Genomic DNA, 12,481 nt, shown 5'->3' with positions numbered 1-12,481 from the left:
CGTGACGGCTCCCATCTGGATGGCTCTCCCTCCGGAGGTCCACTCGGCGATGCTGAGCAGCGGACCCGGTCCGGGTTCGCTGCTGGCCGCGGCGGGTGCGTGGCAGTCGCTGGCGGCTGAATACTCCTCGGCGGCAGCCGAGTTGACCGCCGTGCTGGGTACGGTGCAGGGCGGCGCATGGGAAGGGCCCAGCGCCGCCCAGTATGCGGCCGCGCATACGCCGTACCTCGCGTGGTTGGCCCAGGCCAGCGCGAACAGCGCGGCCGCCGCCGTGCAGCACGGGGCCGCCGCCGCGGCCTACACCACCGCGGTGGCCACCATGCCGACGATGGCTGAGCTGGCGCTCAACAAGTCCACCCACGCCGTGCTGCTGGCCACGAACTTCCTGGGCATCAATACGATTCCGATCGCGTTGAACGAGGCCGATTACGTTCGGATGTGGATTCAGGCCGCCACGACTATGAGCACCTATCAGGCGGTGTCGGGCGCCGCGGTGGCCGCGACGCCGATGACGCCGCCGGCGCCTTTTGTGTTGAAGCCGGGCGTGGGCGAGGCGGGTTCGGCCGCCGCCGACGTGCAGCAGGCCGCCGCGCTGGCCACCGCCGCCGACTCCGGCGGGGCACGAAACATCGCCGACTCCATCGCGGACCTGTTGCGCGAGATCATGAGGTTCTTCGAGGACTTCTTCGAATCGATCCTCAACTTCGCGCGACAGTTCTTCGGAAACGTCCTGGATTTTCTCAGCGACTTCCTGAACGGCTTCTTCGGGTGGCTCTTCAACCCGTCGTCGGGACTGATCCTGTTGTTCGTTCTCTATCAGGCGATCACGCAGCCGCTCGGCTGGACCACGTGGTCGATGATATTCACCGCGCCGATCTGGTTGCCGCTGTTGATCGGTCTCATCGTCCAGTCGCAGACCCCGGAGCCGGTTCCGGCCGCCGCACCCGAGCCTGCGCCCGCCCCCGCCCCTGCACCCATCCGGCCCGTCGCGGAGCCGCGCGCGGAATCGCTTCCGCCGGTAGCCGCCGTGGCGCCGACGGTTCCGGCGGCTCCGGCCGCTCCCGCGGCGTCGGTGGCTGCGGGGGCGGCTCCCGCGGGCGCCGCCCCGGCACCCGCCGCGGCTCCGGTGGTTCCGTACGCGGTCGCCGGCCCGGACCCCGAAGGCGGTGTCTCGCCGACCTTCCGCGAGGGCACCGGCTTGAAGGCGCCCGCATCGGACATCGCGGCGTCGGCCGCCGCCGCTGCTGCCGCGTCGTCGCTGGCCAAACGCAAGGCGCGTCGCAAGCGGCCGCAACCCGTCCACCAACGCCAGTACGCCGATGCCTACATGGATTACGAACCCGACGAGCCGGAGGACGCGACCCCACCGCGTGAAACGGCCCGGCGCCCGCATGTCGCGGCGTCGGAAACGGGTGCGGGCGCAGTGGGTTTCACCGGCGCAGCGACCAAGTCCGAAGCCGAGCAGGCCAGTGGGCTAGCCGAGCTCGCCGGGGACTCCTTCGGCGGCGGGCCCACCGAACCCATGTTGCCCAGCGACTGGGATCACAAGGGGGGAGAAAACGACTGAACCGAACTGACCCAAACCCATTCCCGCGAACGACAATCCGAAAGGAACATCCATGAGCCTCCTGGACGCTCACATCCCTCAGCTCGTGTCATCCGAGGCCGCGTTCTCGGCGAAGGCCGCGCTGATGCGCAGCACCATGGCGCAGGCCGAGCAGGCAGCGCAGTCGGCACAGGCATTCCACATGGGCGAATCCTCCGCCGCCTTCCAGGCAGCGCATGCGCGCTTCCTCGAGGTCTCCGCGAAGGTCAACATCCTGCTCGACATCGCGCAGGCCAACCTGGGCGACGCGGCGGGCACCTATGTGGCGCAGGACGCGGCTGCGGCCAGCACCTACACCGGTATCTGAACTTCGAACTGACCGAGACCTAAAAGGGAGAACCTGATGTCGCAGATCATGTACAACTACCCGGCGATGCTGGCCCATTCGGGCGAGATGGCCGGATATGCGGGCGCACTGCACGCCGTCGGCGCCGACATCGCCAGCGAGCAGGCTGCTCTGGCCGGGGCCTGGCAGGGCGACACCGGCACGACCTACCAGGCGTGGCAGGCGCAGTGGAACCTCGCACTGGAGGAGCTGGTGCGCGCATACCGTGCGATGGCCGCCACCCACGAGCAGAACACCATGACGATGAGCGCCCGGGACCAGGCCGAAGGCGCCAAATGGGGTGGCTAACCGACGGTGGCAGTTAACGCAGTCGAGCTGACCGCGGAGCAGGCCTGGTTCGTCGCCGACGCGTCGGGGGCGGGTAGCTACCCCTGGGTGTTGGCGATCACCCCGCCCTACAGCGACCACGCGCACCGGACGGCAGTCGAGGACAGACTGTCGGCCGAGCTGGTGGAGATGGGCGTGATGACGGCCGACGGCGACGTCGAACCCCATGTTCGGCAATGGGTTACGGCGACATGCCGGCCCCGGCGGTGGCTCGAACTCCGGTTCGTGCGCGGCTCGGGCAGGATGCTGCGCGGGCATGTCGCGCGCCGCGGCGACGAAACCGTCGTCGCGCTGCGCGGCGGCGGCCTCGTCACCCTCAGCGCGTTGGAGGTGGACCATCCGCAGGCCTTGGTTCCCATCCTGACCGCCGGTCTGTCGGGGCGTCCGCCGGCCAGATTCGACGAGTTCGCGATTCCCGCGCGCATCGGCGCGCGCGCGGACGAACAGCTGCGCAACGGCGCGACGCTGGACGACGTGATCGAGTTCCTCGGCATCCCGCCGAGCGCACGCGCGGTCGTCGAAGCGGCCTACGCGACGGACCGCAGTTATGTGGAGATCGTGGCCGGTGACCACCGAGACGGCCACCGCGTGAGCACCGATGTCGGCGTCAGCGTCGTCGACACCCGCGAGGGCCGGGTACTCGTCTATCCGGCGAAGGCGTTCGACGGCGAATGGGTCTCGACCTTCACGCCGGGCACGCCGATGGCCATCGCCACCGCGGTCGAGCGGCTCACCGCAACGCTGCCCGACGGGGCGTGGTTCCCCGACCTGAGATTGACCCGAGACTTCGACTCCAACCAGAGAACGGAACACCAATGGCAGACAGTTTGAGCGGCGCGACAGGGTCTTTGGCGGACCCGGCCCCGTCCCGGTCGATGCCGATCGTCCGCGTCGCGGTGCTCGCCGCGGGCGAGGCGGGCGGTCGAGTCACCGACATGGCGTTGCCGACCGAGCTTCCGCTGCGCGAGATCCTGCCCGCGGTGCGGCGGATGGCGATGCCCGCCGACGAGGAGTACGGCGATGCGACCCCGGTGGTGCTGTCGTTGGCGCCGGTCGGCGGTGCGCCCTTCAGCCTCGACGCCACGCTGGACACCGTCGGTGTCGTTGACGGTGATCTTTTGGCGCTGCAACCGCTTCCGGCCGGTCCGGCGGCACCGCGGATCGTCGAGGACATCGGCGACGCGGCCGTCATCTTCTCGGCTGCCCGCGAGAAGCCCTGGGGTGCAGCACATATCGCGCGTGGTGCGGCCGCGGCGGTGATCACGCTCATCGTGATCGCCACTGCGTTTGCCGCGGTGCACAGCGAAATCGTCGGCGGCTTCGCCGGTCTCGCCGTGGCCAGCGGTGCGGCGGCGCTCACGGTGCTGGCGGCCCTGCTGACGTGGGGCCGTTCCCCCCGGCTCGGCACGGCGCTGGCCGTGACGGCGCTCGCGCCCATCGCAGTTTCCCTCGCGCTCGGAGTGCCCGGCGAGTTCGGGCCGTCACATGTGCTGCTCGCCGCCGCGGGCGTGACCGCCTGGTCGATCGTCAGCATCGTTGTCGCCCAACGGGCCATCGCGGTGTTCACGGCCGCTACCGTCGTCGGTGCCGGTGCCCTGATCACGGCGGGGGCCGCGACGATCTGGCATCTGAACCATCTCGTCGTCGGGTCCGTGCTGGTGGTGCTCGCGTTGGTGGTCACGGTCCAGGCGGCCCAACTCTCGGCATTGTGGGCGCGGCTGCCGATGCCGGTCATTCCGGCTCCCGGCGACCCGACCCCCGCGCCGCACCCGATGAAGGTGCTCGCCGATCTGCCGCGCCGTGTTCGGATCAGCGATTCGCACCAGACCGGCTTCATCGCCGGAGGAGTGCTGCTCTCCACCGCAGGAGCGTTGACACTGGCTGCGCCCCAAGGCGTGTCGCCGTGGGCGTGGTACGTCGTGGCTGCAGTGGCGCTCGGATCGGTGCTGCGGGCACGCGTGTGGGATTCCGCTCCGTGCAAGGCGTGGTTGCTGAGCCAGCCGTTCCTGCTGGCGATCTCGTTCATGGTCGTGTTCAGCGTCGACGACCGCATCAGCGCCGCATGGTGGGCGCTGGTGGCGCTCATCGGCTTGACGGTGGTGTGGGTGATCGTCGCGGCATTCCCGCGCGTCGCCTCCCCGGACACCTACTCGCTTCCCATGCGTCGCCTGGTCGGGTTCCTGGCCTCCGGCATCGACGCGTCGCTGATCCCCGTGCTGGCCTATCTCGTCGGGCTGTTCGCGTGGGTGCTCAACCGATGAGGCATCGGTGATGCGCGACCGGCTGCGCACTGTACTGGCCGCCACGGTGTCGGTGGCCGTCGTGGGTGTGAGTTCCCCGGTCGCACAGGCGATGACGCCACCTCAGGTGGATCCGGCGGTGCGGCCCCCGTCGGGTGCCGCCGGGCCCGTCCAGCCGCAGTCGCAACGTGGACCGTGTGTCAGTGCGGGTGTGTTGCCCGGTAGCGATCCCGGTTTGCCCAGCCCCAATCGACAACTGCTCAACCTCGAGGGTGCGTGGGAGTACAGCCGCGGGGACGGACAGCTCGTGGCGGTCATCGACACCGGCGTCACACCCGGGCCTCGGCTGCCGAACGTGGATCCCGGCGGAGATTTCGTCGAGTCGGCCGATGGACTGAGCGATTGCGACGGCCACGGGACGCTGGTGGCCGGGCTGATCGCGGGCCAGCCGGGGGCCGACGGGTTCTCCGGTGTGGCGCCCGGCGCGCGCGTGCTGGCTATCCGGTCGACGTCGTCGCGGTTCTCCCCGCGCGAGACCGGCGGGGATCCGGCGACGGCACGCGTCGCGCTCGACGTAGCCACCCTGGCCCGTGCGGTTGTCCGCGCGGCGGACCTGGGCGCGCGGGTCATCAACATCTCCGCCGTCACTTGTCTGCCCGCCACGGAGAATCTCGACCAGAACGAACTCGGCGCGGCCTTGCGGTACGCCGCCGTGGACAAGGACGCGGTGATCGTCGCGGCCGCCGGCAACAACAAGATGGGGTTGAACCCGGGGTCGGCATGTCCGTCCAATCCGTTGTCGGATCCCAGCCGCCCGGAGGACCCTCGCAACTGGGCCGGAGTGACGTCGGTGTCGATACCGTCGTCCTGGCAGCCCTACGTGCTTTCGGTGGGTTCGATCGACACTGCCGGGCGGCCATCGGATTTCACGATGGCGGGCCCGTGGGTGGGAATCGGCGCACCCGGGCAGGACATCGTCTCGGTGGGCAACGGTGACGGTGGCGGCCTGGCCAACGCGCTGCCCGACGAGAGGGGCCGGCTGTATCCACTCAACGGCTCGAGCTTCGCGGCCGCCTACGTGTCCGGCGTTGCGGCGTTGGTGCGGAGCCGGTTTCCCGAGCTGACCGCCGAACAGGTCCGGGATCGGCTCACGGCCGGAGCGCAGGGGGCGGCGAGAGCGCCGTCGAATCTGACCGGCGCCGGACTCGTCGACCCCGTCGCCGCCCTGACATGGGACGTGACGGCGGCCGTCGCCGCTAACGGAGAGCCCGAACCCCAGCCCGTTGCCGCACCGCCGCAACCGGCCACCCCTGATGAGACCCCGAAGGTGGTCGCGTTCGTGGGAACCGGTGTGCTGGCGCTGATCGCAGCCGTCACCGCCGCGGTCGCGGTCCACCGGCGAAGGAACCTAGACAACCAAGCGGAGGCATCGTGACCGTTCGAATTGCGCTGGCGTCGGTGGCCGTGGTCCTGGCGGCCATGGCGTACCCGTGGGAGACAACCACGGATTGGTGGATCTTCGGCATCGCAGTCGCCGTGGTCGTCGTCGTGTTCGCATGGTGGCGGGGCCAGTTCGTGACGAACATGTTCGGCCGGCGGTTGGCGGTGTTTCGACGCAACCACTCCACGCCGAAGCCGCAGAGTGCGAAGCAGGCCACCGTGGTGTTGCGGGTCGAGGACCCGTCGGGACTCGGTGTGCCGTTGGCCCTGGTGGCGAGCTACGTCGAGCGGTTCGGCGTCCGCAGCGAGAAGGTTCGCGTGACGAACCGCGATGTGGATGGTAGTCGTACCACGTGGATAAGCCTGACCCTGGATGCCGAGGCGAATCTGGTTGCTCTGCAGGCGCGTTCACCGGAGCTGCCCCTGCGCGAGACTGCCGAAATCGCCGGTCGTCGGCTCGCCGATCACCTGCGGGAGGCGGGGCTCGATGCGGTGCCCGTCGACGACTCGGACGCGCCGTTGATCGGAAAGGGCCGCGAGAAGTGGCGCGGTGTCCACGACGAAGACGGATTCGTGTCGGCATACGGGATTCCGGTCGACGAGCGGCTGGGTGAGCTTCTCGACGAGGTGCGGTCCCAGTCGTCGGAGACGTGGACCGCCGTCGAGTTCAGCGGTTCGGCGGCGCACCCGACTGTCGCGGCGGTGTGCGCGTTCCGGACACCCGAGCCGGTACGCGGGGCCCCGGTGTCGGGACTGGCACCGCATCGCGGGGTTCAGCGGCCATTACTGACGGCGTTGGATCCCAAAGCCGTTGGCAGATTCGATCTTCCGGCTAAGCCGGTTACCGTCGATCAGTTGTCTCGGATCGACTGGCCGGCGGGAAATCAGGCCGAGCTCAGTCGAACATGAAATCCTTCATGAAGCGGGTCATCCTGCGCAGGTAGTCAGGCTGGCTGACATGCAGGATGTGGTTGCCCGGGAACCAGTGGAACGCGCAGCGGTCCCAATGTTCCCACAGCATCTCAGCCTGCTCCGGCGGCGCCAACCGGTCGCCGAGACCTGTGATGATCAAACGGCGGTCCTTGGGGACCAGCGGGGCGTAGTTCAGCGGTGAGGAGAACAGGGTGGCGCCCCCGGTGAGTTCCGCGTCGGTTCCCGTCAGCAGGTTTCGCAGCCCGACCACTTTGTTGGCGGGGAACCATTCGTCCACCGTCTGATCGGGTGCGACGACAGGGACATTGGGGATCACGGCCTGGATCCGGTCGTCGACGGCTGCGATCAGCGCTGACGTGTACCCGCCGAGCGACATACCGGTCAACGCGATCCGATCGACACCGGTGAACTCCAGATAGTCGATGACCGAGCGGAAGTCGTGCACCGCCTGGGCCATCGCCTCGGCGAAGCCCGAGAAGCCGTTGGCGAAGAACCCGTAGCCGCTGAAAGGGGAGCCCTTTTCCGCCCGGGGACCGTGAAAGGGCATGGTGTACAGCAGGACGTCGTAACCCGACCGAAAGAACCACGGCAGGGAGAAGAACAGGCCGTTGAACAGATACGGCGAACCCATGAACCCGTGGATCAGGCACAGGGTCGGGTGTGGCCCGTCGTCGTGGCGCCAGTGCTGGGCGTGGACGACGTTGTTGCGTTCGAATCCGCTGCACTGCGCGCGCAAGGCCGGGTTGATCGCTTCGAAACTGCTCTCGAAGCGAATGTTCTGAACCTGACCCTTCGCGATCCACTCGGCCAGCGGGTTGGCTGCCCGCGATGCGACCCGGGGCGGTGAAGTGGGGGCCGGGAACGACTGCGCGGGATCCTTCGCCGAGGCCAATTCGGCATAGAACTGCAGCTGTTCGCGTTCCGCGCGCGACTGCGAGCGGCGTAGGCCGCCGGCCAGGCTCGGCAACATCGTCGTCGCGAGCAGTGATGCGATCGCGGTGCGCAAGGCGAGATCCGCCACGGCCGACGAGTCGACGATGAAGCGCTGGCGCAGCGTCAGGTCGGCACGCCGCGGCAGACCTGCGCTGGCATCTGCGCCGGGGACGTCCGGAACGGGTATCGGCGGATCAACCGGGTTCGCCTCCGTTTGGCTCACTTCCGCATGGTATCCCGATCGGGCGATGTCAAACTGTCGACATGTGGAACCCCGACACATATCTGACGTTCGCCGACGAGCGTGGGCGCCCCTACTTCGATCTGTTGTCGAGGGTCGGTGCCGATGCCCCGCGGCGGGTTGCGGATCTGGGTTGTGGGCCGGGCAATCTGACGACCTCATTGGCCCAGCGTTGGCCGCAGGCTCGCATAGAGGCGTTGGACAGCTCGCCGGAAATGGTGCGGGCCGCGCGCGACAGGGGAATCGACGCGAACGTCGGTGACATCGGCGACTGGGTGCCGAAACCCGATACCGACGTGGTGATCAGCAACGCCACCCTGCACTGGGTGTCCGACCATCCACGCTTACTCGTCAGGTGGGCCGCACAGTTGCCGGCGCGGTCGTGGATCGCAATGCAGGTACCGGGTAACTTCGATGCTCCCTCGCACCGCACGGTAGGTGAGCTCGTCCAGCGGGACCGTTGGGCAGAACGATTGCAAGACTTCCCATTTCGTGGCTCACCGGTGAAGGATCCGGTCGAATACGCAGATCTGCTCGCCGATGCCGGTTGCAGGGTCGACGCGTGGGAGACCACCTACGTGCACGTGTTGACCGGTGAGGACCCGGTGCTGGACTGGATCGCGGGAACCGCGCTACGCCCGGTGCGCACTAGGCTCACCGACACCGAGTGGAACGAGTTTCGCAACGAATTGACCCCGCTGCTGAACGCGGCGTATCCGAAGCGGAAGGACGGCAGGACGTTCTTCCCGTTCCGGCGCATTTTCGTGGTGGCTCAGGTGAACTGAGCGTCCCGTTTGGCCTTGAGCAGATCGATCACCTGCTTGGCCAGATCCTCGACATTCGCTTCGGTGGTGTCAAGGACCAGATCGGGATTCTCGGGTGGTTCGTACGGTGCGTCGATGCCCGTCAGGCCCTTCAGCTCACCCGCGCGGGCCCGGGCGTACAGGCCCTTGGGATCGCGGCGTTCGCACTCGCCGACCGGGGTGGCCACGTGCACCTCGATGAAGGGCAGTTTGGCGGCATCGTTGAGGGCGCGGGCGGTGTCGCGATCCGACTTCAGCGGCGACACCAACGACGCCAGCGCCACCACACCGGCGTCGGCGAACAGTCTCGTGAGATGGCCGACCCGGCGGATGTTCTCGGCGCGGTCGCCGGCCGAGAACCCGAGGTCGTCGGAGAGCCCGTGCCGGATGTTGTCACCGTCGAGAAGGTAGGCCACATCGCCGGATTCGACGAGCGCGCGTTCGACGGCGACCGCGATCGTCGACTTGCCCGAGGCGGGAAGGCCGGTGAACCAGATCGTCGCCCCGCGTTGACCGGTCGACGACCACCGGTAGTCCCGGTCGAGGGAGGAGGGGTGCCACCGGATGTCGTTACGTGTCTGCTCGCCCGGCTTGACCTCGCGCGGTTCGATGATCGTGCCCGCGCCGACGGTGTCGTTGGTGGCCTCGTCGATGAGGATGAACGCGCCGCTGTCCTTGTTGTCGGCGTAGGGGTCGGCGATCACGACCGAGCTCGTGCGAAGCGTGACGTCACCGACGTCGTTGAGCACCAGCTCGACAGGGTTGTCCAGGTCATCGAGCGTCTCTGGATCCAGGCGGCTGTGCAGCGACTGAACGGTTGCGCGGACCGTCTTCGTACCTTGTTTGAGTGCCAGCCGGTCACCCGCCCGCAACGGAGCTTCCCGGAACCAGCACACTGTCGCGTCGAGCTCGCGGGCAAGGACGGGCAGGACGGCGTCGTCGGATCCGCTGACGAGGACGTCTCCGCGACCGACATCGATGTCGTCGGCCAGCTCCACCGAAACAGACAGCGGCGCAACAGCAACGGTGCGCTCGTCATCGAGAGTGTCGACGAGTGTCACGGTGGATCGGGTACCGCCAGGCAGGATGACGACCGGGTCCCCCGCCTGGAGCGTTCCACCGGAGAGCCTTCCGGCGTAGCGGCGACGTTGGTCGGCAGTGGGGCGGGACACCCACTGCACGGGAAGGCGCAACTTGCTCGATTGCGCCTGCGGTGCGCTCAGTTCGATGCTCTCGAGGTATTCAAGCAGCGTCGGCCCGTCGTACCACGGTGTGTTGCGGGATCGGTGGACCACGTTGTCGCCGTGCTTGGCGGCGATCGGAACCACCGTGATGTCGATGTTGCCGAGGCGTGCGCAGAGCTGTTGAAGCTGCGTATGCACCTCGGCGAACCGCAGTTGGTCGAACTCGACGAGGTCGATCTTGTTGACCGTCGCGACGAAGTGCTTGATTCCCAACAACTTCGCGATGCGCGCGTGCCGGTTGGTTTGACGCAGCACGCCTGCGCGGGCGTCGACGAGCAGGACGGCGACGTGGGCGTTCGAGGCACCCGTGAACATATTGCGGGTATAGCGCTCATGACCCGGGGTGTCGGCAAGGATGTAACTTCGGGTTTGCGTCGAGAAGAACCGGTAGGCCACGTCGATCGTGATGCCCTGTTCGCGTTCGGCGCGCAAACCGTCGGACAGGGCCGCCAGGTCGGCAATGCCCTCCTCGTCGGTGACGGCGTCGAGGTGGTCGGTCGGCAGGCTGTCGGTGTCGTGCAACAGGCGACCGATCAGCGTGCTCTTACCGTCGTCGACAGATCCGGCGGTGGTGATGCGGAGGAGTTGGCGGGTCATCAGAAATACCCTTCGCGCTTGCGGTCTTCCATGGCGGCGGCCGAGGTGCGGTCGTCGGCGCGCGTCTCGCCGCGCTCCGACACCGTGGCAGCTGAGATCTCGGCGATGACGCCCTCGATGTCGACGGCTCGGGAGCGCACCGCACCCGTGATGGTCAGGTCGCCCACGGTCCGGTAGCGGACCTCTTCGACGGACGCTGTCTCGCCGCCGACGGGTTTGGAGTACTCCGACACCGCGAGAAGGATGCCGTCGCGTTCGAAAACCTCACGTTCGTGCGCGAAGTAGATCGAGGGCAGTTCGAGGTTCTCCAGCTCGATATAGCGCCACACGTCGAGTTCGGTCCAGTTGCTCAGGGGGAAGACCCGGACCTGTTCGCCCTTCCTGATACGGCCGTTGTACAGCGACCACGGCTCCGGCCGCTGGGCCCGCGGATCCCACTGGCCGAACTCGTCTCGGAAGGACAGGATCCGCTCCTTCGCGCGGGCGCGCTCTTCGTCGCGGCGGGCTCCGCCGAACGCCGCGTCAAAACGCCCTTCTTCGAGCGCGTCGAGCAGGGTCCGGGTCTGCTGACGGTTGCGCGACGCCCCGGGCCCGGGATCGGGGACGCGGCCCTTGTCGATCGACTCCTGCACCGACGCCACCATCAACTTGTGCCCCTCGCCCGTGACTCGGCGGTCACGGAACTCGATGACCTCGTCGAAATTGTGGCCGGTGTCGACGTGCATGACCGGGAAAGGCAGCGGTGACGGGCGAAAAGCCTTCTCCGCGAGGCGAAGAAGTACGATCGAGTCCTTGCCCGCCGAGAACAGCAGCACCGGCCGTTCCAGTTCGGCGACGACCTCGCGGATGATGTGCACCGCCTCGGCCTCCAACAGTCGAAGCTCGTCGACGTGCAGGGTATCCACTGTCATGTAGGAAGCCCTTCTCTTTCGGCGTCCGCCCGGTACCGGTCGACCCACGCATCTGAGCGTTGGTCGGCCTGCCGCTCGAGAACCGGTTCCGGCGCGAGCCGCCGGTCCTGTCCGAGCGCTTCGAGCACATCGCCCACGATCTGGGAGAGATTGCGCCACAACACCGGGTACGGCACTTCCATCGGCGCGACTCCCTCCTCGGCGAACCAGTTGCGCCAGCCCTCTTCCTGGGCCCGCAGCATCGTCACGACGTGGGCGATGGCGCCGGCGTGGTATTGGGCCCGGGCATCGCGTGCCGGATCAGGCCGGCCCCGCCATACCCGGGTCTGCACCGCCCGCCAGAACGAAACCGCCTGTGAGACCACGTCAGGACGGAAGACATGGATGAGGAACGGGTCGCTACCGATGACGTCCCGGATGGCCGACAACAGGCCGGTACCGGAGCGGTCGGGCAGCCCGCCGGCCCGATCGAGCAGCAGCGGAGTCTGGTTCCACATCAGCTTGCCGCCCCAGATGCCGTTGGGGGTGCGGCCGACCGTGCGGATGTAATCACGCCAGATCTCCGGGGGAGCGAGGTCGGGTTTGCCCTCGTCAAGCGGGTCGAGGAGGCGCAAGATCGACTCGTCGGTCACACCCTCGAACCACTGCCTGGGCTGTGGTGACTGGCTGGTGCTCGGCAGGTACTGAAAGAACTCCCCGGGTTCTCCGGCGACACCCGTCGCGCGCAAGGACTCCACCAGCAGCGTGCTGCCGCTGCGCTGGGAGGCCAGGACGAGATAGGCCCTCGAGGCTGACATGCGCGCAGCTTACCCACGGGGCAAACATCCGACACCCCAGGAGTTTTCGTTCATGTTGAGCGA

The 12,481-nt window shown here is 67.9% G+C and carries 12 protein-coding genes; 8 read left to right on the top strand and 4 right to left on the bottom strand.

The genetic code is table 11. The features are described 5' to 3' along the window. The first annotated feature begins 1 nt into the window (after nucleotide 1). The 7 genes from RMCN_RS19345 to eccE are packed head-to-tail and all read left to right on the top strand — an operon-like array spanning nucleotide 2 to nucleotide 6,868. Nucleotides 2-1,567, top strand: coding sequence for a PPE family protein (locus RMCN_RS19345; protein ID WP_110765886.1), 1,566 nt, complete (start codon nucleotides 2-4; stop codon nucleotides 1,565-1,567). A 52-nt stretch (nucleotides 1,568-1,619) separates the two neighbouring features. Beyond that, complete coding sequence (esxG, locus tag RMCN_RS19340) at nucleotides 1,620-1,913, top strand: type VII secretion system protein EsxG (protein WP_064413982.1); 294 nt, start codon at nucleotides 1,620-1,622, stop codon at nucleotides 1,911-1,913. Nucleotides 1,914-1,949: 36 nt separating this feature from the next. Continuing rightward, entirely contained in the window at nucleotides 1,950-2,240 is a 291-nt protein-coding gene (locus RMCN_RS19335; protein WP_064346860.1) for a WXG100 family type VII secretion target, read from the top strand. Between the two features lie 6 nt (nucleotides 2,241-2,246). Then, entirely contained in the window at nucleotides 2,247-3,110 is an 864-nt protein-coding gene (locus tag RMCN_RS19330) for an ESX secretion-associated protein EspG (RefSeq protein WP_067392576.1), read from the top strand. Then, entirely contained in the window at nucleotides 3,095-4,540 is a 1,446-nt protein-coding gene (gene eccD, locus RMCN_RS19325; protein ID WP_110765885.1) for a type VII secretion integral membrane protein EccD, read from the top strand. Before RMCN_RS19330 ends, eccD begins: the two co-directional genes overlap by 16 nt. Nucleotides 4,541-4,550: 10 nt before the next feature. After that, nucleotides 4,551-5,954, top strand: coding sequence for a type VII secretion-associated serine protease mycosin (gene mycP, locus RMCN_RS19320; RefSeq protein WP_067392571.1), 1,404 nt, complete (start codon nucleotides 4,551-4,553; stop codon nucleotides 5,952-5,954). Continuing rightward, complete coding sequence (eccE, locus tag RMCN_RS19315; RefSeq protein WP_064413986.1) at nucleotides 5,951-6,868, top strand: type VII secretion protein EccE; 918 nt, start codon at nucleotides 5,951-5,953, stop codon at nucleotides 6,866-6,868. Before mycP ends, eccE begins: the two co-directional genes overlap by 4 nt. Here the strand turns inward: eccE and RMCN_RS19310 are convergent. Continuing rightward, on the bottom strand, nucleotides 6,855-8,048 hold the full coding sequence (locus tag RMCN_RS19310; RefSeq protein WP_064413987.1) for an alpha/beta hydrolase family protein: 1,194 nt from the start codon (nucleotides 8,046-8,048) through the stop codon (nucleotides 6,855-6,857). The two genes, eccE and RMCN_RS19310, sit on opposite strands and share 14 nt — an antisense overlap. A 41-nt stretch (nucleotides 8,049-8,089) precedes the next feature. Between RMCN_RS19310 and RMCN_RS19305 the strand changes: the two genes are divergently transcribed. After that, nucleotides 8,090-8,851 carry a trans-aconitate 2-methyltransferase gene (locus RMCN_RS19305; RefSeq protein WP_067392567.1) on the top strand — a complete coding sequence of 254 codons (762 nt, stop codon included), beginning with the start codon at nucleotides 8,090-8,092 and terminating at the stop codon, nucleotides 8,849-8,851. Here the strand turns inward: RMCN_RS19305 and cysC are convergent. Genes cysC through stf0 form a run of 3 tightly spaced genes read right to left on the bottom strand, consistent with a single transcriptional unit; the run spans nucleotide 8,839 to nucleotide 12,418 of the window. Then, nucleotides 8,839-10,710 carry a sulfate adenylyltransferase subunit CysN gene (cysC, locus tag RMCN_RS19300; protein WP_067392564.1) on the bottom strand — a complete coding sequence of 624 codons (1,872 nt, stop codon included), beginning with the start codon at nucleotides 10,708-10,710 and terminating at the stop codon, nucleotides 8,839-8,841. The genes RMCN_RS19305 and cysC overlap by 13 nt on opposite strands. Then, nucleotides 10,710-11,621, bottom strand: a complete 912-nt coding sequence (cysD, locus tag RMCN_RS19295) for a sulfate adenylyltransferase subunit CysD (protein WP_064413990.1) — start codon at nucleotides 11,619-11,621, stop codon at nucleotides 10,710-10,712. The genes cysC and cysD overlap by 1 nt, the downstream gene beginning before the upstream one ends. Continuing rightward, on the bottom strand, nucleotides 11,618-12,418 hold the full coding sequence (gene stf0 / locus RMCN_RS19290; RefSeq protein ID WP_064346840.1) for a trehalose 2-sulfotransferase: 801 nt from the start codon (nucleotides 12,416-12,418) through the stop codon (nucleotides 11,618-11,620). Before stf0 ends, cysD begins: the two co-directional genes overlap by 4 nt. Nucleotides 12,419-12,481 lie beyond the last annotated feature (63 nt).

The organism is Mycolicibacterium novocastrense (assembly GCF_001570485.1).
In the GTDB taxonomy this organism is placed as follows: domain Bacteria; phylum Actinomycetota; class Actinomycetes; order Mycobacteriales; family Mycobacteriaceae; genus Mycobacterium; species Mycobacterium novocastrense.
This window is presented reverse-complemented; position numbering and strand designations above follow the sequence as displayed.

Coding starts and splice junctions, on each gene's coding strand:
- eccD (WP_110765885.1), top strand. CDS start 3,095: ATGGCAGACAGTTTGAGCGGCGCGACAGGGTCTTTGGCGGACCCGGCC.
- mycP (WP_067392571.1), top strand. CDS start 4,551: ATGCGCGACCGGCTGCGCACTGTACTGGCCGCCACGGTGTCGGTGGCC.
- stf0 (WP_064346840.1), bottom strand. CDS start 12,418: ATGTCAGCCTCGAGGGCCTATCTCGTCCTGGCCTCCCAGCGCAGCGGC.
- cysD (WP_064413990.1), bottom strand. CDS start 11,621: ATGACAGTGGATACCCTGCACGTCGACGAGCTTCGACTGTTGGAGGCC.
- RMCN_RS19335 (WP_064346860.1), top strand. CDS start 1,950: ATGTCGCAGATCATGTACAACTACCCGGCGATGCTGGCCCATTCGGGC.
- esxG (WP_064413982.1), top strand. CDS start 1,620: ATGAGCCTCCTGGACGCTCACATCCCTCAGCTCGTGTCATCCGAGGCC.
- RMCN_RS19305 (WP_067392567.1), top strand. CDS start 8,090: ATGTGGAACCCCGACACATATCTGACGTTCGCCGACGAGCGTGGGCGC.
- cysC (WP_067392564.1), bottom strand. CDS start 10,710: ATGACCCGCCAACTCCTCCGCATCACCACCGCCGGATCTGTCGACGAC.